This window comes from Mesorhizobium sp. M0478, from assembly GCF_040321305.1.
In the GTDB taxonomy this organism is placed as follows: Bacteria; Pseudomonadota; Alphaproteobacteria; order Rhizobiales; family Rhizobiaceae; genus Mesorhizobium.
Window position 1 is genome coordinate 166999 of record NZ_JAMYRH010000013.1, and the last position, 21951, is coordinate 188949.

At 62.9% G+C, this 21951-nt stretch carries 21 protein-coding genes and 1 riboswitch; of the genes, 5 read left to right on the plus strand and 16 right to left on the minus strand.

From position 1 onward, the window contains the following. Positions 1-29 precede the first annotated feature (29 nt). The 8 genes from NKI64_RS26100 to NKI64_RS26135 all read right to left on the minus strand — a co-directional run bounded on the left by NKI64_RS26100 (position 30) and on the right by NKI64_RS26135 (position 7870). A complete protein-coding gene (locus tag NKI64_RS26100; protein ID WP_023696908.1) occupies positions 30-1496 on the minus strand; it encodes a nucleotidyltransferase family protein in 1467 nt (488 codons plus the stop codon). Next, on the minus strand, positions 1496-2188 hold the full coding sequence (locus NKI64_RS26105) for a glycosyltransferase family 2 protein (RefSeq protein ID WP_245260271.1): 693 nt from the start codon (positions 2186-2188) through the stop codon (positions 1496-1498). The genes NKI64_RS26100 and NKI64_RS26105 overlap by 1 nt, the downstream gene beginning before the upstream one ends. Next, positions 2173-2925 (minus strand): glycosyltransferase family 2 protein, encoded by a 753-nt coding sequence (locus NKI64_RS26110; protein ID WP_023668879.1) that lies wholly within the window; start codon positions 2923-2925, stop codon positions 2173-2175. The genes NKI64_RS26105 and NKI64_RS26110 overlap by 16 nt, the downstream gene beginning before the upstream one ends. A 33-nt stretch (positions 2926-2958) precedes the next feature. Beyond that, positions 2959-3702: a glycosyltransferase family 2 protein gene (locus NKI64_RS26115; protein ID WP_023668880.1), complete on the minus strand. Its 744-nt coding sequence runs from the start codon at positions 3700-3702 to the stop codon at positions 2959-2961. After that, positions 3699-4748, minus strand: a complete 1050-nt coding sequence (locus tag NKI64_RS26120; RefSeq protein WP_352511112.1) for a serine kinase — start codon at positions 4746-4748, stop codon at positions 3699-3701. Before NKI64_RS26120 ends, NKI64_RS26115 begins: the two co-directional genes overlap by 4 nt. Positions 4749-4900: 152 nt before the next feature. Continuing rightward, complete coding sequence (locus tag NKI64_RS26125; protein ID WP_023696905.1) at positions 4901-5323, minus strand: PqqD family protein; 423 nt, start codon at positions 5321-5323, stop codon at positions 4901-4903. A 161-nt stretch (positions 5324-5484) separates the two neighbouring features. Beyond that, on the minus strand, positions 5485-6585 hold the full coding sequence (locus tag NKI64_RS26130) for an FAD-binding oxidoreductase (protein ID WP_023696904.1): 1101 nt from the start codon (positions 6583-6585) through the stop codon (positions 5485-5487). Between the two features lie 37 nt (positions 6586-6622). Next, the gene (locus NKI64_RS26135; RefSeq protein ID WP_023752441.1) at positions 6623-7870 is read right to left on the minus strand and encodes an aromatic ring-hydroxylating oxygenase subunit alpha; all 1248 of its coding nucleotides are present in this window, start codon (positions 7868-7870) and stop codon (positions 6623-6625) included. A gap of 117 nt (positions 7871-7987) precedes the next feature. Further along, a riboswitch (cobalamin riboswitch) is annotated at positions 7988-8189 on the minus strand. A 499-nt stretch (positions 8190-8688) separates the two neighbouring features. On the opposite strand from NKI64_RS26135, the gene NKI64_RS26140 reads away from it, so the two are divergent. The 3 genes from NKI64_RS26140 (at position 8689) to NKI64_RS26150 (ending at position 9469) form a co-directional block, all read left to right on the plus strand. Further along, positions 8689-8895, plus strand: coding sequence for a DUF680 domain-containing protein (locus NKI64_RS26140; RefSeq protein WP_023826453.1), 207 nt, complete (start codon positions 8689-8691; stop codon positions 8893-8895). A 65-nt stretch (positions 8896-8960) separates the two neighbouring features. Continuing rightward, complete coding sequence (locus NKI64_RS26145) at positions 8961-9164, plus strand: DUF680 domain-containing protein (RefSeq protein WP_352670920.1); 204 nt, start codon at positions 8961-8963, stop codon at positions 9162-9164. A gap of 71 nt (positions 9165-9235) precedes the next feature. Further along, entirely contained in the window at positions 9236-9469 is a 234-nt protein-coding gene (locus NKI64_RS26150; RefSeq protein ID WP_023715518.1) for a DUF680 domain-containing protein, read from the plus strand. 72 nt (positions 9470-9541) lie between these two features. On the opposite strand, the gene NKI64_RS26155 is transcribed toward NKI64_RS26150, so the two are convergent. The 5 genes from NKI64_RS26155 to NKI64_RS26175 form a co-directional block, all read right to left on the minus strand. Next, positions 9542-10654 carry an ABC transporter ATP-binding protein gene (locus NKI64_RS26155; RefSeq protein ID WP_023826451.1) on the minus strand — a complete coding sequence of 371 codons (1113 nt, stop codon included), beginning with the start codon at positions 10652-10654 and terminating at the stop codon, positions 9542-9544. Positions 10655-10721: 67 nt separating this feature from the next. Further along, a complete protein-coding gene (gene bglA, locus NKI64_RS26160) occupies positions 10722-12386 on the minus strand; it encodes a beta-galactosidase BglA (RefSeq protein ID WP_352670924.1) in 1665 nt (554 codons plus the stop codon). Positions 12387-12391: 5 nt separating this feature from the next. Then, a complete protein-coding gene (locus NKI64_RS26165; RefSeq protein ID WP_352670927.1) occupies positions 12392-13546 on the minus strand; it encodes a carbohydrate ABC transporter permease in 1155 nt (384 codons plus the stop codon). A 1-nt stretch (position 13547) separates the two neighbouring features. Further along, positions 13548-14561, minus strand: a complete 1014-nt coding sequence (locus NKI64_RS26170; RefSeq protein ID WP_023668891.1) for a carbohydrate ABC transporter permease — start codon at positions 14559-14561, stop codon at positions 13548-13550. 235 nt (positions 14562-14796) lie between these two features. Beyond that, on the minus strand, positions 14797-16152 hold the full coding sequence (locus tag NKI64_RS26175; protein WP_023668892.1) for an ABC transporter substrate-binding protein: 1356 nt from the start codon (positions 16150-16152) through the stop codon (positions 14797-14799). A gap of 364 nt (positions 16153-16516) precedes the next feature. Between NKI64_RS26175 and NKI64_RS26180 the strand changes: the two genes are divergently transcribed. After that, positions 16517-17539, plus strand: coding sequence for a substrate-binding domain-containing protein (locus NKI64_RS26180; protein WP_023668893.1), 1023 nt, complete (start codon positions 16517-16519; stop codon positions 17537-17539). 166 nt (positions 17540-17705) lie between these two features. Further along, the gene (locus tag NKI64_RS26185; protein WP_023668894.1) at positions 17706-19052 is read left to right on the plus strand and encodes an NAD(P)/FAD-dependent oxidoreductase; all 1347 of its coding nucleotides are present in this window, start codon (positions 17706-17708) and stop codon (positions 19050-19052) included. Positions 19053-19077: 25 nt separating this feature from the next. Here NKI64_RS26185 and NKI64_RS26190 read toward each other — a convergent pair whose 3' ends face one another. From NKI64_RS26190 to NKI64_RS26200, 3 genes are read right to left on the minus strand one after another with little or no spacing between them, the layout of a single operon-like run. Then, entirely contained in the window at positions 19078-20490 is a 1413-nt protein-coding gene (locus tag NKI64_RS26190; RefSeq protein WP_352514617.1) for a S8 family serine peptidase, read from the minus strand. Next, positions 20480-21148, minus strand: coding sequence for a hypothetical protein (locus tag NKI64_RS26195; RefSeq protein WP_023703636.1), 669 nt, complete (start codon positions 21146-21148; stop codon positions 20480-20482). Before NKI64_RS26195 ends, NKI64_RS26190 begins: the two co-directional genes overlap by 11 nt. Before the next feature lie 14 nt (positions 21149-21162). Next, positions 21163-21729 carry a sigma-70 family RNA polymerase sigma factor gene (locus tag NKI64_RS26200; protein ID WP_023683483.1) on the minus strand — a complete coding sequence of 189 codons (567 nt, stop codon included), beginning with the start codon at positions 21727-21729 and terminating at the stop codon, positions 21163-21165. Between the last annotated feature and the right edge of the window lie 222 nt (positions 21730-21951).

Genomic DNA, 21951 nt, shown 5'->3' on the forward strand with positions numbered 1-21951 from the left:
CACCGTTTCATGGAAACAGCCACCCGCTCTCAGGTGGGTGAAAACCTTGCCGACAGCAATTGGAACGGCAGCGCGCCATAGGCGGCGACTTCGGCCTCATTGTCCCAGTTGCGGAACTGGCGCGATGGCCGTGCCTCGATCACCAGAGGCCGGCCGGTGTCGTCCACCGTTACCTTGCCGCGAAAGCGCAGCACACGTCCGCCGCCGGCGCGGCTGATCACCATGGAACGCAGGCGGGCGACATGGCCGCCGCCGGCATTGATTTCCATCTCAATGCGGCGCCGGATTGGTGGAACGACGATCCTGACGGTGACGTCCAGCACCATCGCTCCAGTCCTGTCCGGACGCGGCAGGGGCTGGGAAAGTGCAAACGGCGCCGACGTCGCTCTTGCCTTGCGCAATGTCGGCCTGCCGCGCCAGACGGCGGGCGTCGGCTGCTGCAGGCGGCCCTTTTTGCGTTTGAGGCGCAACTGCTTGGCAAAGCCGCGCGACAGCCAAACGAGGCCGCCGAAATCGGTGCGCGGCTTGGCCTGCAGCACCGAGGACCAGCGCGACAGGCCGGCGCGGTCGGCCAACTCAATCGTCTTTGCAAGTTCGGCCTCCGGCACCGCAATGCCGATCCCCAGGCAGAGATAGGAGAGCGCCACCGCCGCGGCGACGGCGAGGCCCCGCTTGGCGACGATGTCGGCGAACACGCCCCAGTCGACTGCGCCACTCTCGATGGCGACCGCACAGTCGACCAGCCAGTCGCTGTGGGTGTGGGCATCGAGGCCGCCATGTGCGATGGCGAGCGCCATGCGGTCGGCCGGAGAGGGCACAAGCACGCGGACGCCATTGAAATCGGCTGACAGCGCCCGCTGCCAGATCGCCAGATCATCTTCCGCGCTCTGCTGCGACCCGTCATAAGCGAGCTGGTGCAGGTCGATGTCGCCGAAACTGCCCTTGAAAAAATTCATCGAACGCAAGGACGCCAGCCTGGTGCGCAGATATTGCGGACTGACGCCGGTGGCGATCTGCCAGTCGCGTTCGCTAAGCACATCGAAGGCGGCAATCATGGCCTGCGAGCGCACCAGTATGTCGATGTCATGCGCCACCCGGCCGCGCTGCGCCGACGCGTTGACGGCGATGCGGCTGGCGCCTTTGATAAGCATCACCGCGCAGCCGGCGTCGATCATGGCCTGTAGCGCCGGCTCGGCCTCGCGCGCAGCCAGTCGCGATTTGGTCCACAGCATCTTTTGCAGGCCGACAAGACGTGGATAGGCCGGATGCCCAGCGAGCTTGCGGCCGAACCTGTCGGAGATCGCGGCCAGCAGCCGATGCTCGCGGAAAGCAGCATGGTCGATATCGTTCTCGTCGAGCCAGCGCGCCGCATAGGCCCCGGCCGCCTCTTCATCGGGGAGCAATGCGGCCTTCAGCAACTGGTCGAGGCCGCCAGTGGGCCATGACCAACCATAGTCCGGAAACCGACGGCCGATACGGCGCATGGCATTGGCCATCAGTCGGCGCTCGCCTTTTTCGCTGCTCGCCTTTGCATGGCCAGCCTTACGACTTCGACATAACCGCGGTCGCGCACGGGGTCGCGTCCATAGGACATGCTGTCGGGCCGGATGCGGCGCAAGGTTAGGACATCGTCGAGCATGGCAAGCGCAAAGCCCGCCTCGCGGACACGGGCGATCCAGTCGACCATGTCGCCGCGACCGCCTTGCGGGTCGATGATCGGACCGACGGCCTCGGCTACCTCCCGGCGGATCATCATCGTCGTGCGCGACCAGCCCGCCACGGCCACGTCCTGTTGCACATCGGGCTTGTCATCGCGAAACGTCCGCCAGTGGGCAAAGACTCCTGCCGTCGCGGGAAACCGCTCGAAATGCTCCAGCTGCCTTTCGATCTTGGTCGGCAGCCACAGATCGTCCGCATCGAGCGTGGCGACGAAGGGCGTCGCCAGCGCGGCGATGCCCCTGGTGGTGGCGCTGCCTGGTCCGGCATTGTCCTGGCGCAACACCTGCACCGGCATGCCCAGCGAATTGACCACCGCGACCGTATCGTCGGTCGAGCCGTCATCGACGACGATTATGGCGTCGGGCTGGACCGTCTGGGCCGCGACCGATCGCAGCGTCTCGGCGATGGTGGCGGTCGCGTTGAAGGCCGGAATGACGACGCCGTAGCTGGCCATCACAGGAAACGCCAATTCGCAAGTTCCTTGAAATCGAAGATGCCGTCGACAGGGTGCAAGGAGCGGTCGGCCTCGCGCCGTTTCATCGACTTGTAGACGGCGCGCATGAATTCGCGAAAAGGAACATCGGCCTGCCTGGTCATGTTGCCGGGATGGCGCCGGTAATAGAGCGCAACAGTGTCGGGCATCGTGAATTTCGGACCGCTTTCGAAAGTGCGCAGCAGATAGTCGGTGTCCTCGGCCTGGTGGAAATCCTCGTCGAAGCTGCCGATGCGTTCGACCAACCGCCGGACGAAGATAGCGGGAGACAGGTGAATGCCGCGAACCGTCATCGAGTGGCTGTCGGCTGTCGGCTCCAGCGTATCGTCATCTATGTCGTCGACCAGCGTCATGCGCGAATAGGTGAGCTCGAGGGTGGGGTCTGCGTCGAAACAGGTCAGATCCGCCTTGAAGCGGCCCGGCGGGGAAATGTCGTCGGAATCGAGAAACGATACCAGCCCGGTCTGCGGCAGCAATTGCCGCAAGCCCGCGTTGCGTGCCCGCGTCACCCCGGCATTCTGCTGCTGGAAAAGGCGAATGCACGGCGCCTCCGCGATCAGCGAGCGCACGACCGCCACCGAACTGTCGGTCGAACCGTCATCGATAACGATGATGTCGAGATCGGCGGCATCGCGCTGCCTCAGCAGCGAGCGCAGCGCCGAGCCGACATGGCGTTCGCGGTTGTAGACCGGCATGATCACGCTCAGCTTCACGCACGCATTCCAGGCTGTGATCTATTCATTCTTTCACCACTCTGCCGGGCGCTTGATCTCGAAAAGCCCCTCGACCGGGCGCCGCGACGGATCGGCCTTGCGCCGCCGCAAGGATTTCTGAATCACACGCAGATATTCGCGCACCGCCACATCCCTTTGCTTGGTCAAATTGCCGGGGTGGCGCCGGTAGTATACCGCGACGGTGTCGGGAAAAATGTGCTTTGGGCTGGTTTCGAAAATGCGCAGCAGATAGTCGGCGTCTTCGCCCTGCCGGAACTCCTCGTCGAAAGCACCTGTACGGTCGATGAGTGCCCTGCGGAGTATCCCGGCGCTAAGGCTGACGCCGCGCACGGTGGGACCTGCGCCGCCCCGTGCCGGCTGCAGGGTTTCGTCGTCCATGAGATCGACGCGCGTCATCAGCGAGTAGGTCAGCTCGAGCGCAGGGTCGGCCGCGAACAGGGGTAGGCCAGCCTTGAATCGTCCAGCCGGCGAGACGTCGTCCGAATCCAGGAACGACACCAGTTCGGTTTGCGGCAGCAACTGCCTCAGCCCTGTGTTGCGCGCGTTGGCCACGCCCTGGTTTGCCTGCTGGAACAGGCGGATGCACGACGCTTCCCGCATGATGGCGCGGACTGCTTCAACGGAGCTGTCCGTCGAGCCGTCGTCGACAACGATGATATCGAGATCGGCATCGTCGCGTTGCCTGAGCAGGGACCGCAACGTCGAAACGACATAGATCTCCCGATTGTACACCGGCACAATGATGCTCAACTTCATGCAGCGCCCCGAAGGACGAAATCCGCAATCGTGCCGGCGATCTCGCGCGGCTCGGTCCCCAGCGACAGCCGGTAGCATGGCAGATCGCGGGTAAGCTCGCTGAAAAAGCGAAAGCCCGCTTCCCGCTCGCCCGGCATCTGCACGATTCCTGACGGGGCCAAGGCGATCATGGCATCCTTGCGCGATATGGGCATGACCGAGCTTCTCGCACCTCCCCTGATATGGGGCACTATCAAAGCAATAATGTCCAGACTTGCAGGAGGTGGTCGAGGCGCGATCTCGTCGATGCGAAAGGCATGCTTGCCTTGCCAGTTCAGCGGTTGGTACGACTTTAGCCGACCCTCCAGCTTCAGCCGCTTGAAGCCCTCCGGATCCTGCTTGAGCGTGGCAAACAGCGGATAGGCCGTCACCCCCTCGGTCCGGTCGATCAGCACATAGTCGTCGCCGACGCTATCGAGCCCATTGAGCAGGCCGGCGACGACCGTTCCCGATTTGCCGGCACCGCCGGAGCCCGCCAGCAACACGCCCTTGCCATCGATGCCCAGCGTGCCGGCATGGGTGAGCCGCATGCCGCGCGCCGCATATTCCCAATGCAGGAAGGCGCGCAGCGGCGCCCCTTGTTCCCATGGCGGAAAGGCGTCGGCCGACATCATCAGCTGCGCCCCGACATGGCGTTGCGGATCATGGAACTGCCAGAAGTCGAGGTCATGATAGTAGCTGCCGCGCAATCCGGCCTCTTCCAGCCGGTTGGCAAAGGCATGATGGTTGTAATCGCCTCGGCCCCAGGTGGCCGGGGCGGGGACGCCATCGATGGCCGGGTGGGCGACGAAAATGCGGCAGCCGTCAGATGCAGACGGATTTTCCGGGGCCGGTATGAAGGCATGGCTCATGGCTTCCGCCAGCGTGCCATGGTCGAGGTGGACACTCAGGTCCAGTCCCGGCAACCGCACGCTGGCGGCAACGGGATAGAAGGCGGCGGCGCTTTCCGCGGCCGCCAGCACATGGCGGGCATAATCCGGCAGGGTTTGCAGCGTGATCAAAGGCATGTGTTGGTTGTTCAGCGTCCAGAATTGCGCCGGGTCGCCTGATGCATGTCGCTCGGGGTGGCCCCGGTTTTGAGACGACGACATGCATAAAATCAAAGATCTAAACCGCGTCGCCTGAGTCCGTTCAAACGCGACGCGCTTTAGGGAAACGATTATGCCTGTTTCACCGCCGGCCAGCCGAGAGGTTCCTCGACCTCATGGATCGGGTCGACAATGATGAGATCGGCAAGGTCGTCATGGACATCGACCTTGAGCGGCTCATTGCTGGCAGCAAGCGCAGACGACAGCTCGCCCGAAAGCGGTTGTGCCGGTGTTTCGGCTGGCGCAAGCAACCCGAAATCGAGCAGTCGGGCAACGAAGCTTTCGAGGTCGGCCAGGCTTATTTTTGCGGCGCCCGCGGCAGCTCCGACCAGCGCTTCAGTGGCGACGCCGGACGACAAAGCCTGCCAGACCCGGCTGCCGGAATCGGAAAAGCCGAAATACTTGCCGTTCGAAAGATCGAGAACGACGGCTTCGCCATCGAATGATTCGAAAACGATGTCCTTGCTTGCGACCGCGTAGACCCGCTGTTGCATCGCTGTGTCCCCCGTCCCATGCGCCCTGAAGGGATGCGCCGGCTTCACGGTCTGCCAAGCCCTTCCTAAGTGCGTCTAAATCACTTGGCCGTTGGTTGGCAAGACAAAGACCCGCGAATACAACGCCTGCGTCGGCGACCGTTGCGGCGAAGTCGACCGGCTCAAGCCTCGATTTCGAGCGCCGACAATGGTTTCGAGCAGCAGGCAAGGATAAAACCGTCATCGATCTCGTGGTCGAGGATGCCGCCATTGTGGCTCATCTCGACTTCGCCGGAGACCTTCTTCACCTTGCAGGTGCCGCACAGGCCGAACTCGCAGGCGGCGGGAATCCGCACGCCCGAGCTGCGCGCGGTCTGCAGCACGGTCTGGCCGGCGACGCAGCCGGCGTCGACCTCCGAAAGCGAGAAGCGGATCGGCGTCACGGCTTCGACAGGTGCAGCGATGCCGTCCTCGACCGGGGAGGCAAACGGCGCCGGAATTTCCTCCACCACAGGCGCGGCAAAGCTCTCCTGATGGTATTTCGTCATGTCGAAGCCGGCGGCATCCAGCATGCCGCGCACGGCGCGCATGAACGGATCGGGGCCGCAGCAGAAGATTTCGCGCTCGCGGAAGTCCGGAGCCAGCAAGGGCAGCCGGATCGCATCGATGCGGCCCATATGGCCGTACCAGCCTTCGCGGCTGGAACGTTCCTCGATCATGAAGCCGAGCGACAGGCCGGGCATATGGCCGCCGAGCAGTTCGAGTTCCTTGCGGAAGATGATCTCTTCGGCACGCCGCGCGCAGTTGACGAAACCGACATCGGTCCATGGCGCGCAGTCGTTCAGCCAGCGCAGCATCGACATCATCGGCGTCACGCCGGAGCCGGCGGAAATGAACAGGTATTTGGCCGCCGGGTGGCTGTGCAACGAGAAGTCGCCGGCCGGTCCGTAGGCCTTGACATGCGAACCGGGCACCAGATGGTCGAACATCCAGCGCGTGCCGATGCTGCCGGCCTGCGCCTTGACCGTCACCGCGATCGAAAACGGCCGCGATGGCGACGACGACAGCGTGTAGGTGCGCATCAGCGGCCCGTCCGGTGTCGGCAGTTCCAGCGTCAGGAACTGGCCCGGCTTGTAGCGGAACCAGGTCTGGTTGTCGGAGCGGAAGGTGAAGGTCTTGACGTCGGGCGCCTCGTCGCTGACGCCGATCACTTCCAGCACCTGCAGCCTATCGTTCCACGGCGCCATCTGGTCAAGATGGCGATAGAGCCCAAGATCCGTCATCGCATTCATCCTCTGGTCCCTCTTCGCCTGCTCCAGCTCACGCGACGCTGCGTAGCGCCGGCCGGCCGCCTTCGGCAAGGCGCGGGCCGATGAAGGCCGCGTACCATTCGACGAACTGGATCACGCCGCCCTCGTGCAGCTCCGAATAGGGGCCGGGCTCATAGGCCGGAGACAGGATGCCAAAGGCGTTTTCCTCGACGATGCGGCGGTCCTGGTCGTTGGTCTCGGTCCAGACATGGGTGAGCTCCTCAAGGTTGTAGTCGACCCCCTCGACCGCATCCTTGTGCACCAGCCACTTGGTCGTCACCGCGGTTTCGGTGGCGCTGATCGGCAGCACCCGGAAGGTGACCGCATGGTCGATCAGTATGTGGTTCCAGGTCGTCGGATAGTGGTAGTGCATCAAGGTGCCGATGCGGTCGGCGGCAACAGTGTCGGACAGGTTCTTCGTCACCGCGCGCTTTCCCGACATCGTGTAGCTGACGGCATCGCGCAGCAGCGGCGCGCGGGTGGCGCGGTATTGCCCGGCCGGATCGATGCGGAACTTGCTCGGCAGGCCCGCCGCCTCGCATTTCGCCCAGTGCGCCAGCATCTCCGGATCGCTGTCGGCGCCCTGCACGCCGGTCACCGTCGGCGCTTCGGGGAATGTCTTGCACAGCTCTGGATGATTGCCGGCGCAGTGATAGCATTCGCGGTTGTTTTCCCAGACCAGCTTCCAGTTGCCCTTCTCGATGATGGTGCTCTCGAAGGCGACCTTGGCTTCATTCAGCCCGTGCGGCTTGAGGTAGGGCTCTATCATGGCGCGCATCGGCGCAAAGTCGGCAGGTTCTTTTGCCAGGCAGATGAAGATATAGCCGCCGACGCTCTCGCAGGCGACGGGCTTCAGGCCGAACTGGCTCTTGTCGAAACCGTCGGCCATCTGGCGGGCAAACAGCAGCCGGCCGTCAAGCTCGTAGGTCCACTGGTGATAGGGGCAGACAAGCTTTGCCGCCATGCCCTTCTCAGTGTTGCAGACACGGCTGCCGCGATGGCGGCAGGAATTGTGAAAGGCGTTGATGTTGCCCTTCTGGTCGCGGACCAGCACCACCGGATAATCGCCGATCTGCACGGTGATATAGCTGCCGGGCTTCGGCAGTTCGCAATCATGGCCGATGAACAGCCAGTCGCGATACCAGATAAGCTCCATGTCGAGCTTGAAATAGTCCGGGTCGGTGTAGAAGGGCTGTTCCAGCGAAAAGCCTTGCTTGCGGCCGTTCAGGAGCCTCAGCATGTCGTTGCGCGTATCCATAGTTCTGTCCTCGTGGTTTAAGGACTGAACTTGGTGGTGATGGAGGAAGGATCGGACGCAGGCCGGCGCGGCGCCGGACATGCACTATCCACCTCTTGACCGCCCACCGCGATCAGTCGAGTCTATGCATCTCGGGCTGGTTTCCGGGCTCTGGAGTTGTCCTTGCGGACCATCGCGACACCTTCCCAGGCTCTTGCCCAGTGGTCTCCCGTTGCGACTTCAACTCCACCACCGTTGCGGGGGCAGCGCCGGATTCTGACCGGCTTCCCAATTCTCCGCTGCGTCGTCACGAAGCGGCACCTGAGATGCGATCATCTAATCACGGCAGCGATCGCGACGTCGGCATGAAAGCGACATCATATCCATGCGGCGCGACACGCGCGGCATACGCCCCCCGCCGCCGGTCAAAGAGCTGAGACGTTTCTTGCGACGCCATCATCGCCGTTTCGAATCGCTGCGGATCCAGTTCCGATCGGGGGCAAAAAGGGCTCAACGGTATCGAAAAGTTACTATTAGCAATCTCTAATCGAACCGAACGGTTCGTTTCTGTTGACAATGCGTGCAGGACGGTGTGAACGACGGCCCGGAAACCGACACCGGAGCGAACCACTCGGTCGACATAAGCAACTGAAAACAATGCGATAAATGACCATAGAGGAACTTCCTGGCACAATTTCAAGGTGCAGGACCGTGGTCCACACGGAACAACTTCGTGATTGGAAACCAGCCTATGGCTTTCCCACATCGGGGCTGTCCGAACGACGCGAATTCCTCCCAAGACACGCCGCTAGACGGACAGACAAACTGGAGTCCTAAAAATGAAAAAGATCATCCTCACTGCCGCAGCCGTTTTGGCGATCACCGGCAGCGCCTTCGCCGGTAGCGACAATTACGGTTCCAATGGTGCGAACCAGCCAGCCGTCTCGGTCGACAGCTCGTATACGGCTTCCATTCAGAAGCCGGCGCAGGCTGACAAGCAGCCTGTCGTTCAGGGCGCCGACCGCGACCTCTACGGCAATCGCTGATCCCGACCAAAGAAGGGCGGCTAACCCGTCGCTCTCGGGATCCCAAAAAATTCAGGAGTATTGAAATGAAAAAGATCATCCTTGCTGCCGCCGCCGTTTTGGCCATCTCCTGCAGCGCTTTCGCCGGCAGCGACAACTACGGTTCGAACGGCGCCAACCAGCCTGCGATTACGTCGACCGATAGTGGCCATACGGCTTCGGTTGAGAAGTCGGCTCCAGCCGAGCAGGCGCCTGCCCACGGTGCAGACCGTAACCTTTTCGGCCGCTAAAAGCCGGTTTCCAGCACGTGGCGGGCTTATCCGCTGCAGCTGGCGGCATCAGAAAAATTCAGGAGACTAAAATGAAGAAGATCGTTCTTGCCACCGCAGCCGTTCTGGCTGTTTCGAGCGCTGCCTTTGCCGGCAGCGACAATTATGGCTCCAATGGCGCCAACCAGCCGGCCGCTGCCGTCGACACCACCCGCACTTCGTCGACCGGCACCAACTCGGCGGTCTACAAGCTGCTGAACTCGTCGAACGACCAACAGAAGTTCGTTCCTCAGAGCAGCGACAGGGATCGGTTCGGCAACAACTAACAGCCGAAGCTTAAAAAAAGAGCGGCGGGCCTGGCCCGCCGCTCTTTTTTATGCCTGTACGACGCAGCTATCTCAAGCCGCCTTCACTTCCACCGGCTTGAGCGAGAAGGAGTGCCCATCGGCGTCGAAGATGTGCAGGTCCCCGGCATCCGCGGTCAGTCGCAGCTTTGCCCCGCGCTTGACCTCGACATTGCCGGGCAGCTTGGTCACCAACGGCAGGTCAGCGCGGCCGATATCGACATAGACAAGCTGCACCTCGCCGAGTTGCTCGACATAGTCCACCACGCCCTCGAAAAGATATTCCGCGCCGGTGGCGGCCGACAGATCCTCCGGCCGCACGCCGAAGCTGACTGCCGCACCCTTTGCTGACGCCGGCGTTGCAATCGGCACCGTTGCCTTGCGGCCGCCGACATGGCTGACGATTGTCGGGTTGCCCGTCCTGTCGATTGTCGCCGGCAGGATGTTCATGGCCGGCGAGCCGATGAACTGGGCAACGAACAGATTGCCGGGCCTCTTGTAGAGGTCCATCGGCGTGCCGACCTGCTCGATATGGCCATCCTTCAGCACGACGATGCGGTCGGCGAGCGTCATCGCTTCGACCTGATCGTGGGTGACGTAGATCATGGTCGTGGCAGGCATCGATTCCTTGAGCTTGGCGATCTCGATGCGGGTCGCGACGCGCAGCGCCGCGTCGAGATTCGACAGCGGCTCGTCGAACAGGAACACTTTCGGATTGCGCACGATGGCGCGACCGATGGCGACACGCTGGCGCTGGCCGCCCGACATCGCCTTGGGCAGGCGGTCGAGATATTTGGTCAGCTGCAGGATTTCGGCGGCCTGCCGCACCCGCTTGTCGATCTCGGCCTTGCTTTCCTTGCCGATCTTCATCGAGAAGGCCATGTTGTCGTAGACGGTCATGTGCGGATAGAGCGCATAGGACTGGAACACCATGGCAATGCCGCGCTTGGAAGGCGGCACGTCGTTCACCACCTCGCCGGCGATCTTCAGCTCGCCGGAGGTGATCTCCTCAAGCCCGGCGATGGACCGCAGCAAGGTCGACTTGCCGCAACCCGACGGGCCGACGAAGACGATGAACTCGCCCGACTTTATGTCGAGGTCGATGCCGTGGAGAATGTGCAGATTGCCGTATGATTTCTTCACCTGTCTCAGCGTGACATCGGCCATAATTTCCTCCCAGTGATTTCCCTAGAGAACCTGGATTTCCTCAAAAAATCCAGTTTCGTCAAAAAACTCAGTCGATGCGCCCGAACCAGGCGCCGTAGCCGCCGAGGCGGATGGAACCTGTGCCGGATTGTCCCGAAAAACCGTGCCCGGCCAATGGCAGCAGCGCCTGACCACCGAGATCGACCTCGGCCGGCTTGCTGGCCAGATTGAAGACGCAGACGATCTGCTCATTGCCCTCACGGCGGGTGAAGGCGACGGTGTCGCCCTCGCTTTCGATGAACTCGATGTCGCCTTTGGCCAGGGCCGGATGCTGGCGGCGGAAACCGAGAAAGCGCCGGTAGTGCTCGAGCAGCGAGGCCGCGTCGCCCTGCTGAACATTGACCGCTTGCGACAAATGCTTGCCCGGCACCGGCAGCCAGGGCTTGGCCGTCGAAAAGCCGGCATTGCTTGCGGTTGCATCCCACACCATCGGCGTGCGGCAGCCGTCGCGGCCCTTGAATTCTGGCCAGAAGCGAATGCCGTAGGGGTCCTGCAGATCCTCGAACTGCAACTCGGCTTCGCCCAGCCCAAGCTCCTCTCCCTGATAGAGGCAGACCGAACCGCGCAGCGACATCAGCAGCGCCGAGATAACCTTCAGATAGGCAGCCGGGTCGGCCTCGTCGGCGGCCCAGCGCGAGGCCGGACGCATCACGTCGTGGTTGGAAAATGCCCAGCACGACCAGCCGTCGCTGGCGACCTTGCCGAAGGCTTCCAGCACCTGGCGCACCTTGGCGGCGCTGATCTTTTCCGGCGCCAGGAAATCGAAGGAATAGCACATGTGGACGCGTTTGCCGCCGGCGGTGTAGGCGGCGACCACTTCCAGCCCGCGTTGCGAATCGCCGACTTCGCCGACTGCGGCGGTTGCCGGATATTCGTCGAGCAGCGCCCGGAACCGTTCGAGGAAGGCAAGGTTTTCCGGCCGGCTCTTGTCGTAGATATGGTCCTGGTAGTTGTAGGGATTGACCGCGGGTGCTGTCTGGTCGTTGCGCTCTTCGGGCGGCAGCGGCGGATTGTTCTCCAGCCCCTGGCTGTGGAAGTAGAAATTGATGGTGTCGAGGCGGAAGCCGTCGACGCCGCGCTCCAGCCAGAAGCGGGTGACGTCGAGCAGCGCGTCCTGGACTTCCAGATTGTGGAAGTTGAGGTCCGGCTGCTCGGACAGGAAATTATGCAGATAATATTGCTGGCGGCTGGTGTCCCACTGCCAGGCCGAGCCGCCGAAGATCGACAGCCAGTTGTTGGGCGGCGTGCCGTCCGGCCTGGCGTCGGCCCAGACATACCAGTCGGCCTTGGGATTGCTACGGCTGGCGCGGCTCTCCTTGAACCATGGATGGTTGTCGGCGGTGTGCGACAGCACCTCGTCGATCATCACCTTGAGGCCGAGGTGATGGGCTTCCGCAACCAGCGCGTCGAAATCGGCGAGCGTCCCGAACATCGGGTCGACGTCGCAATAGTCCGAGACGTCGTAGCCGAAATCCTTCATCGGCGACTTGAAGAAGGGCGAAATCCAGATGGCGTCGACGCCGAGCGAGGCGATGTAGGGCAGCCTGCGGATGATGCCCTTGAGGTCGCCGATGCCGTCGCCATTGGAGTCCTGATAGGAGCGCGGATAGATCTGGTAGATCACCGCGCCCCGCCACCAGTCGCGATTGACGGCGAGATCGGGCTTCGAGGTCGCCTTCAAAGCGGCTTGCATAAGTCTCAACCTCCTTTGACCGAGCCGGCCAGCAGCCCGCGGACGAAATAGCGCTGCAGCGAGAAGAACACGATCAGCGGCACGATAATGGTGACGAAGGCCGATGTCGTCAGGATTTCCCAGTCGCCGCCGCGCGAGCCGAGCAGCGCGTTGAGCTTCGCGGTCAGCACGATCTGGTCCCCTTCGGTACCGAGGAAAACCATTGCCACCAACAAATCGTTCCACACCCACAGGAACTGGAAGATTGCAAAGGACGCCAGCACCGGGAAGGACAGCGGCAGCACGATCTTGACGAAGATTTCGAAATCGCTGGCGCCATCTATGCGCGCCGATTCCATGATCTCGCGCGGCAGGCCGGCAATATAGCTGCGCAGGAGATAGATGGCGAAGGGCAGGCCGAAGCCGGTATGCGCCAGCCAGATGCCGAGATAGGTTTTCGACGGCACACCGAAGAAGATGCCGACGCCGTTGTAGATCTTCAAAAGCGGGATCAAGGACATCTGCAGCGGCACGACCAGCAGGCCGATGATTGTGGCGATCAGCAAGGCGCGGCCGGGAAAACGCATCCACGCCAATGCATAGGCGGCGAAGGCGGCGATCAGGATCGGGATGACCGTCGCCGGGATGGTGACGGTCAGCGAGTTTATGAACGAGCGGCCGATGCCCTCCGAAAACAGCACGGTCTTGTAATTGTCGGTGGTGAATTTCGGTGGCGCCGACGAGGCGTAATAGACGCGCTGGCCACGGTCGCCTTCGAAAGCCTTGGGCGAACTCATGACGAACGTTCCGTCGGCATTGAGCTGCAAGGTCACGCCGTCGCCGAGATCGGCAGTGGTGCCGGCCGGATATTGCGTCGGTGCCGCCGACTTGACGCCGAAGGCGCTGATGTTGCGCGCAGCACCGTCGCCGAAGATATTGCCGGCAAGCACGAACTTGCCGTCCTTCTCGACCTGCGCCGAGGCCGGCGGCAGGCGGCCGGCTTCAGTCTGGCTGGAGCTGGAGAACGAGTTCCACCAGCCCGAGGCGATGATCTGGTCCTTGTCGCGCAGCGACGAGACCAGGATGCCGAGCGTCGGCACGGTCCAGACGGCGACGAAGACAAGCACGGCGATGTGGACGCCGAAGCGGCTGGCAAAGGACTTTCCGGTCGCGACGGTCATCTCAATGTCCTCCCGTCTCTTTGTTCGCCTGGCGGATGTTCCAGACCATGATCGGGATGACCGCGATCATGATGATGATGGCGATGGTGGCGCCGCGGCCGAAATCGCCGCCGCCGCGGAACATCCAGTCGAACATCAGATTGGCCAGCACCTGGCTGTTCCATTGGCCGTTGGTCATGGTCAGCACGATGTCGAACACTTTCAGCACCAGGATGGTGATCGTCGTCCAGACCACGGCGATGGTGCCCCAGATCTGCGGCACCATGATCTTCCAGAAGATCTGGAACGGATTGGCGCCGTCGATGACCGCGGCTTCAAGCGTCTCTTCGGGGATGCCGCGCAACGCCGAAGACAGGATGACCATGGCAAAGCCGGTCTGGATCCAGATCAGGATGATCATCAGGAAGAAATTGTTCCAGAACGGCAGCGATATCCAGACCTGCGGCTGGCCGCCGAAATACTGGATGATGGCGTTGAGCAGGCCGATCTGCGTCTGGCCCTCGCCGCGATATTCGTAGATGAATTTCCAGATCACGCTGGCGCCGACGAAGGAGATCGCCAGCGGCAGGAAGATCAGGCTCTTGGCGATCGTGCCCCACCAGATCTTGTCCGTGAGCACGGCGATTATCAACCCTAGAAAGGTGCAGGCGGCGGGCACCACCGCCAGCCAGATGATGTTATTCAGGATCGAGTTGCGGAACTCGCGGTCGCCGAACGCCCATTCATAGTTGGCGAAGCCGACAAAATGCTGGCCGCCGCGGTCGAGGAAGGACAGCCAGAGCGTCGCCACCACCGGATAGATCAGGTAGACGGTGAGGATGATCATCGCCGGGCCGACGAACAGCCACGGACGGACCAGTCCTTGCCGGCGCAGATTGTCGATGGCCGCAGCCCCGGCCACGCCGCGCGACGGGAATATCAGGTCGACCAGCTTGTTGGCGCCCCAGAAATAGGCGACGCAGCCGCCGACGCCGATGATTATGACAAAAATGGCCGATAAGATCTGAGCAGCCATGGGTCCCTCTTCCCTGCGCATGATCGGCCGGGCCTTGAACAGCCCTGGCGATGTGGCTCTGCGCCGATTTAAGTTATTCTGAAACGAACGAACGCAAATCGGTCCGGCGTAAGGCGCCGGTCGGATCCGGGCCATAGCGGCCCGGACCCAGTCTGTGGAGGAAGTCCTGAATTTGCCGCCAAAGCGGCTGATTACTTGGCAGTGGTTACTTGCCAGCTGACTGCTTGCCAGCTGACTACTTGATAGCGTCCCAGCTCTTCTGGATGTCGGTGGCGACATCCTGCGCCGACTTGCCGCCGACCAGATCGATCATGCCGGTCCAGAAGGCGCCGGCGCCGATCTTGCCCGGCATCAGGTCCGAACCGTCGAAGCGGAAGGTCGAGGCATTGGCGAGGATATCGCCCTGCTTCTTCAGCGCGTCGCTGGCATAGGCATCCTTGTTGACCGACTTGAGCGGCGTGACGAAGCCGCCCTGGGCCATCCAGATTTCATGTGCCAGCGGCATTTTCAGGAATTCGATGAACGCGCGTGCACCCTTCGAATCCTTGGTGATCATGGCCAGCGTGCCGGCGCCGAGCACAGGCGTGCCCAGCTCGGGCTTGGATGCATAGGGCGGGAAGTAGAAGAAGTCGGCGTCCTGTCCAACCTTTGTGCCTTCCGGGAAGAAGGTCGGGATGAACGATGCCTGATGGTGCAGGTAGCATTTCGGCGGCACCGAGAAGAGGCCCTTCGGGCTGTCGCGGAAGTCGGTCGCGGCAACCGCCTTGGCCCCGCCGTCGACCATCTTGTCGTCGGTCGCGATCTTGCCGAAAATGTCGATGGCGTTGACCACCGCCGGATCGTTGAACGGGATCTCGTTCTTTACCCACTTGTCATACACGTCGGGCGCCTGGGTGCGCAGCATGATGTCTTCGACCCAGTCGGTCGCCGGCCAGCCGGTAGCGCCGCCTGAGCCGAGGCCGATGCACCACGGCGTGCCGCCGTCGGCGATGATCTTCTTCTCGAGATCGGCGAGCTCTTCCTGGGTCTTGGGAACCTTGTAGCCGGCTTCCTCGAAATTGTCCGGCGAGTACCAGACCAGCGATTTCACGTCGGCCTTGTAGGGAAAGGCGAAGAAGCCCGGCTTGCCGTCCTTGTCCTTGAAGGTGCCGAGATCGACCCATGACTGGCCGGCGCCGTAATTGTCCTTGATCCATTTGGCGGTGTCGTCGCCCAGCGGCGTCAAAAGGCCCTTGGACGCCAGATCCTGGATCAGGCCCGGCTGCGGCAGTACGGCGATATTGGGCGGGCTGCCGGCCTGGGTATCGATGACGATCTGCTGTTCGTAATTTTCCGACGAGGAGTATTTGATCTCGGCGCCGGTGGCTTCCTGAAAATATTCGAGAACAGTGCGGATGAGGCCTTCGTCCTCGCCGCGCCAGGGCCCGAAGATAGTCAGTGTCTCGCCCTTGAGATCGACCTTCTTCAGTTCTTCGTAATTGGCCCAGTTGAAGCGCTTGTCTTCCCCGGGCTTGAACTTCAGTTCGGCTTGCGCCGGCAGGGACAAGGCGAGCGTGGCAAACGCTGCGCCAAGCAGAAGCATCTTCTTCATCGGTATTCCTCCCAGTGTGGACACATACACCCGGACGGAACCTCCATTCCGCCCGCCGACGCTGCAGGACTGTGACTCGTTCAGAAAGGAACCGCAACCTTTCGAAGAGTCTTCCAAAGCGCTTTGGTCTTTTTGATCTCGCCATTGAATCGGCTGGAAGTCAAGAGGGCGGTGGGCTAATCGATTTAATTTCGAGCTGGAAGACTTGGTAAAGTGCGCTGCAGCATAGTTTTACGGCGGTGCAGCAGCGTATTAAGCTTCAAACTGGCCTGACCAGTGCGTATGGTCGACCAGCTTGGCCGCGCCCATTGTGGCGCCGCGTGGCTTCAAAATTAAAAGCGCTTTGAGGCTTGGAGGCCTCCCGGTGAACCTGAAGCAGCTCTCTCATATGCTGGCCCTGTCGCAGACAACGGTAAGCCGTGCGCTCAACGGCTATCCCGAGGTCAACGAGGAAACCCGCCGGCGTGTGGTGGATGCCGCCAAGCGCCACGGCTACCGGCCCAACCCGAGCGCGCGCCGGCTGGCGACCGGCAAGACGGGCATGATCGGTTATGTCCTGCCGACGGGCGCCTCCGTCGACATCGACCCGCATTTCGTCGAATTCCTCTCCGGCCTCGGCGACTATGCCCGCTCGCACGAGCTCGACCTGGTGCTGTCGCCGGCCGATGCCGACGACCAGGAAACCACCTATCGCCGCATCGTCGCCAACCGCCAGGTCGACGCCGTCTACATCTCCTCGCCGCGCCCGGCCGACCGGCGGGTGGCGCTGGTCAACACGCTCGGCATTCCCTTCATCGTCCATGGCCGCAGCGAGGGTTCCGATTTCGACTACCCTTTCACCGACATTGACAATGAGGGCGGCTTCCACGATGCGGCCCGGCTGCTGGTTCAGCTCGGCCACCGGCGGCTGGCGCTGATCAATGGCGACGACCGCGAGACCTTCGCCATCCACCGCGAGCGCGGCATGCGCAGGGCGCTGGCCGCGAGCGGCCTGACGCTCGGCGAGCGCCATGTCTGTTCACTCACCATGACCGAGGAGAACGGCTACCGCGCCGCCAGGCGCCTGCTCGAACAGAGCGAGCGGCCGACGGCGATCGCCTGCTCCAGCCTGATCATGTCGCTCGGCGTCGTGCGCGCGGTGCGCGACCTTGGCCTGACCATTCCCGGCGACCTGTCGTTGATTGCCCATGACGACGTCTTTCCATGGCTGAAGCCGGAGAATTTTTCCGTGCCGCTGTCGACGACGCGCTCGTCGATCCGCCTCGCCGGCGCCCGCATCGCCAAACGCCTGGCAGCGCGCATTTCCGGCTTGGAAGAAGGGGCGCGGGGCGAGGTCTGGCCTGTCGACCTGGTGGTGAGAGGCTCGGTCGCCGGCGCGCCGGTTTAGGGATTAATCCAATTGCTCCGCTGGGCAAGTTCACCCATGTGGATGTTGCCCGCAGATAGATTGACTTCGTTGGGACAACGGTCTGCCTGGACCTGTCCTTGATTTGGCTTCGAGTGGGTGGCAACCAGTAAGCCAGAGCCATCAACCAGTCCTCAGGGTGCGCCACTTGCCCATATTCCCGTTCTCCGAAACGGATCCAATCCGGCATCCTGGCCCACCGCCGAAAACGTCGGAGGTGGTCATTGTCGGTGGCGGCATCATCGGTGTGACGACGGCGCTTTTCCTGGCACAGCGGAACATCCCGGTGACGCTGCTGGAAAAAGGGCGCATTGCGGCCGAACAGTCGTCCCGAAACTGGGGCTGGATTCGAAAGCAGGGACGCGACGCCGACGAGCTGCCCATCGTCATCGAGGCTATTCGCCTGTGGCGGCAACTGGCTGAGGAATGCGGCGAGGACATCGGCCTGACCCAGACAGGTGTGACCTACCTGGCGAACACCGACAAGGACATGGCCGGGTTCGAAGCCTTCATGAAGATCGCCGCGATCCATGCGCTCGACACCCGTCTCCTGGATGCAGACGAAACCGCGACACTCATCAAAGGCATGTCGCGCAAATTCAAGAGCGCGATGACGACGCCCTCCGACATGCGCGCGGAGCCTTGGCTGGCGGTGCCCGCACTTGCCCGGCTCGCCGTGCGAAAAGGCGTCAAAATCGTCGAGAATTGCGCAGCGCGAACCCTCGAACTCTCAGGCGGCAAGGTCAAGGGCGTGTGGACCGAGGCGGGGTATGTCGAGGCCTCCAGCGTGCTGGTCGCCGGCGGCGCCTGGTCATCTCTGTTCTTGCGCAGACACGGCATCTCCATCCCCCAGCTCAGCGTCAGAGTAACCGCAGCCGCAACGGAGCCCATGCCTGAGGTCTATGCCGGTGCGGCGGCCGACGAACACATAGCGTTCCGGCGCAGGCAGGATGGCGGATATACGCTCGCCGCGGGCGGCAGCCATTTGCTTTATTTGGGGCCTGACGCATTCCGGCACGCCACCAAATACCTTCCCGCCCTCAGGGATAACCCGTTCGGGACGCGCTACTTTCCGTTCGCCCCGTCAGGTTACCCTGATGCGTGGTCGACGCCGCGCGATTGGGCGCCGGATTCCGTCAGTCCTTTCGAAAAAATGCGGGTGCTGAACCCGCCCCCTGAACGAGCCGGTCTGCGTTCGATAGAACGCAATTTCGGACGTCTTTTTCCACAGCTCGAAACAGTTCGCCTGAAGGCAGGCTGGGGCGGCATGATCGACGCCATGCCGGACGTCGTCCCCATCGTGGATCATGTGCAGGCCGTCGGCGGTCTTTTCGTCGCGACGGGAATGAGCGGTCACGGCTTCGGTATCGGGCCTGGCATAGGCCGTGTCGTTGCCGACCTGATCCAGGGAAACCAGACGGGGCACGACCTCAGCCGCTTCCGGCTGTCACGCTTCCATGATGGCAGCCCTGTCCGGCTGGGCCCGGCGCTCTGAATTGGTGGCGCGAATTTCGCCCGGTTTACTTGTTCGCCGCCGCCTTCGTATCCAGCAGCCCATAACCGAAATCATTGTCCCGTCCCTTCGGACCGAGATCCCTGGCGGTGGCGGCCAGCGCCTTTTCGATGTCGTCGGCGGAGCGCTCGGGTGAAGCGTGGATCAAATTGGCGATAGCGCCGGACACGATCGCGGCGGCAAACGAGGTGCCGGTGACGACGTCAGAGCCGGCGCCGCTCGGCGCCACCATCTCGACGCCGGGCGCCGAGATGAAGACATAAGCGCCGCGATTGGCCTGCTGCATCAGCCCGTCCTTGGCGTCGGTGGCGGTGACCGCGATCACGCCGTCATAGGCGGCGGGGTAGCCATAGGGCGCTTTCGGCCCGTTGTTGCCGGCAGCAGCGACCAGGATGATGCCGAGCCCGCGCGCATTGCGGCAGGCGGTGGCGAGCAGATCGTTCTTGGGGCCGACGAAACTCATATTGATGATGCTGACATTCTGGTCCGCCGCCCAGTCGAGCGCCGACAGGATGACATCCATGGTCGACCTGCCGTCCTCGAAGGCGCGGGCGTGATAGATCCTGGCGCCGGGCGCCATGCCTTCGAGCGCGCCGACGCCGGCGATCAGCCCGTCGACCGAGGTACCGTGGTCACGCTTTTCGACCGGCACGTTGGGCATGGCGTCGAACTGGTCGGCAATGACGCCGGTCAGCGCCGGATTGGTGTCGTCTATGCCGGTGTCGATGACGGCGATGCGCACGTTTTCGCCACTGGCTTGCTTGTTGTCGAGCTGAATGCGCTCGAAGGCATAGTTGACGATGCCGGCCGCCTGCTGCAGCGAATAGATATGGTTTGGCTCGCGCCGCAGGGTGCGGCCATCGGCGGCCAGCTGCGCCAGCACGGCGCCGACCGGGCGGCCGTCGGGAATGCCGAAGCGCACCAGCGTGGTGCCGAGCAGCCGCGACTGGCGCTGCGAGCGCACTTCAAGGCCGAAGGAGGCGGCGATCTGCTGGACGGCGCCGGCATCGCCGTCGACGGTCACCAGCACCTCGTCGGGCACGAACTCGCCGGCGATGGCACGGCGCGGCGCGGTCGCGACAAGATCGGTCGGCGAAACGATCGCCCCGCCGGCGGGTGGCCCGGCCTGCGTGTCGGCAGGCGGCGCTGACGGCCGCGGCGTCGGCACGGGCGCTACGGGAGCCGGTGGGTTGGGAAACAGGTCGACGATCAGGGCCGGAAGGGTAACTGCGCCTGGTTCGCCGCCGACGTTGGCCTCATTGCCGTCTTTCGGGCAGTCGGCAGCCGCCGCTCCGGCCGCGTCGGTGCAGTCGGCCCGGCCGGCATTGGGATCATTGGTCTGCGCAGACGCCGGCACGGCGACGATTGTCGTCGCCGCCACCAGGATCGCCGCAAATCGAATGACCGCCCTAGCTGCCATCAACCGGTTTCCTTCCCTCGATCACAGTCTCCGCGAACGGCTGGGCGGCAATAAGGCCGACGAGCCTGGTGTAGTCTGCTCCGGTCTTGACCGGGATGGCAATGCGGAAGACGCCCGAGGCGGCCGGCCCGCCGGCGATCTTCAGCGCGTTCTGGTCGAGGAAAACAGCGATGTCGGACATCTTCGCATCCGGCTTGAACTTGACCAGCGCGAACGGCAGTTTGGCCAGATCATCCTCGGCGCCGGCAATCTCGAAATCATGGCTCTTGCCGCCGGTCTGCACGTAGGACTGCACCACGACCAACGCCAGCAGCACCGCCGCTGCCGCCCAGGCGACACCGACCGGCACCGCCATGAAACGGCCGAGTGCCTGCGCCAGCCAGGAACGGCCCGCGGGAGCGCGGACCGGTCCGGCTTCGGCGTCGAGCGCCCTGGCAAAGCGGCTGAGCGCATCGGCCGGTGGCCGGATCGCCTCGTTGGCGGCGGTGGCGCCGGAGAATTCCGCCTCAGCCTCGCCAAGCGCCGCCATCGCCGCCGGATCGGACGCCAGCCATTCCTCGACGGCTTCGAGGTCCGAGCCTTCCAGCGAGCCGTTCAGGTAGAACGGCAGCAGCGTTTCCATTTCGTCACGGCGCGACATTTTTTCAGCGGCGCTCATGTCTTCAGGATTGCTCATGGCCACCCCCTGTCGTAACCGGCGGCCTTGAGGGCTTCGCCGAGTTTCTTGCGGGCGTAGAACATTCGGGTCTTGACAGTGGCGACCGGGATGCCGAGTACCTCGCCGATCTCCGTCACCGACTGTCCATGGTAATAGGCAAGGTCGATCACCGAGCGGTGTTCCTCCGGCAAGGCATCGACGAAGCGCCGCAAGGCGGCGCCCTTGTCTTCCTTCATGGTGGCGACTTCCGGCGTGTCGGCGCCATCGGGAACCTGCGCCGCATCATCGTCATCGATCCAGTCTTCTTTTTTCTTGCGCAGCATCGACAGCGCCTTGAACCGGGCGATGCCGAGCAGCCATGTCGAGACTTCCGAGCGCCCTTCGAAACCGGGCGCCTGGCGCCACAGCTCGAGAAAGACCTCGTTTGCGATATCGTCGGCCATCATTTCCGATCCCGTCTGGCGCACCACGAAGCGGTAGACCCGCGCGTGGTGACGCATGAACAGCAGCCGAACAGCGGCACGGTCGCCCTTCGCGACCCGGTCGACAAGCGCGCGATCAGTCTCGGTCGCTGCCGTCATGGCCGGTCGAGCCGCCTGGCTCCTGTCTGCTCTGTCGCCGATAGGTTCAAAAAGGTTCATCCTTCCGCCAAGGAATTTTGGCGAAGCTAACCGAAGAGAGGGAGTGTTGCCAGAGCGTCTGTCCAGCCGATAGATGGGTAACACTTTGAACCGGATACATAGGTGACACTTCTCTCCCCCTATGCGTCCGCCGCAGCGCCAAGCGGATTGGTTGGCGCGGCG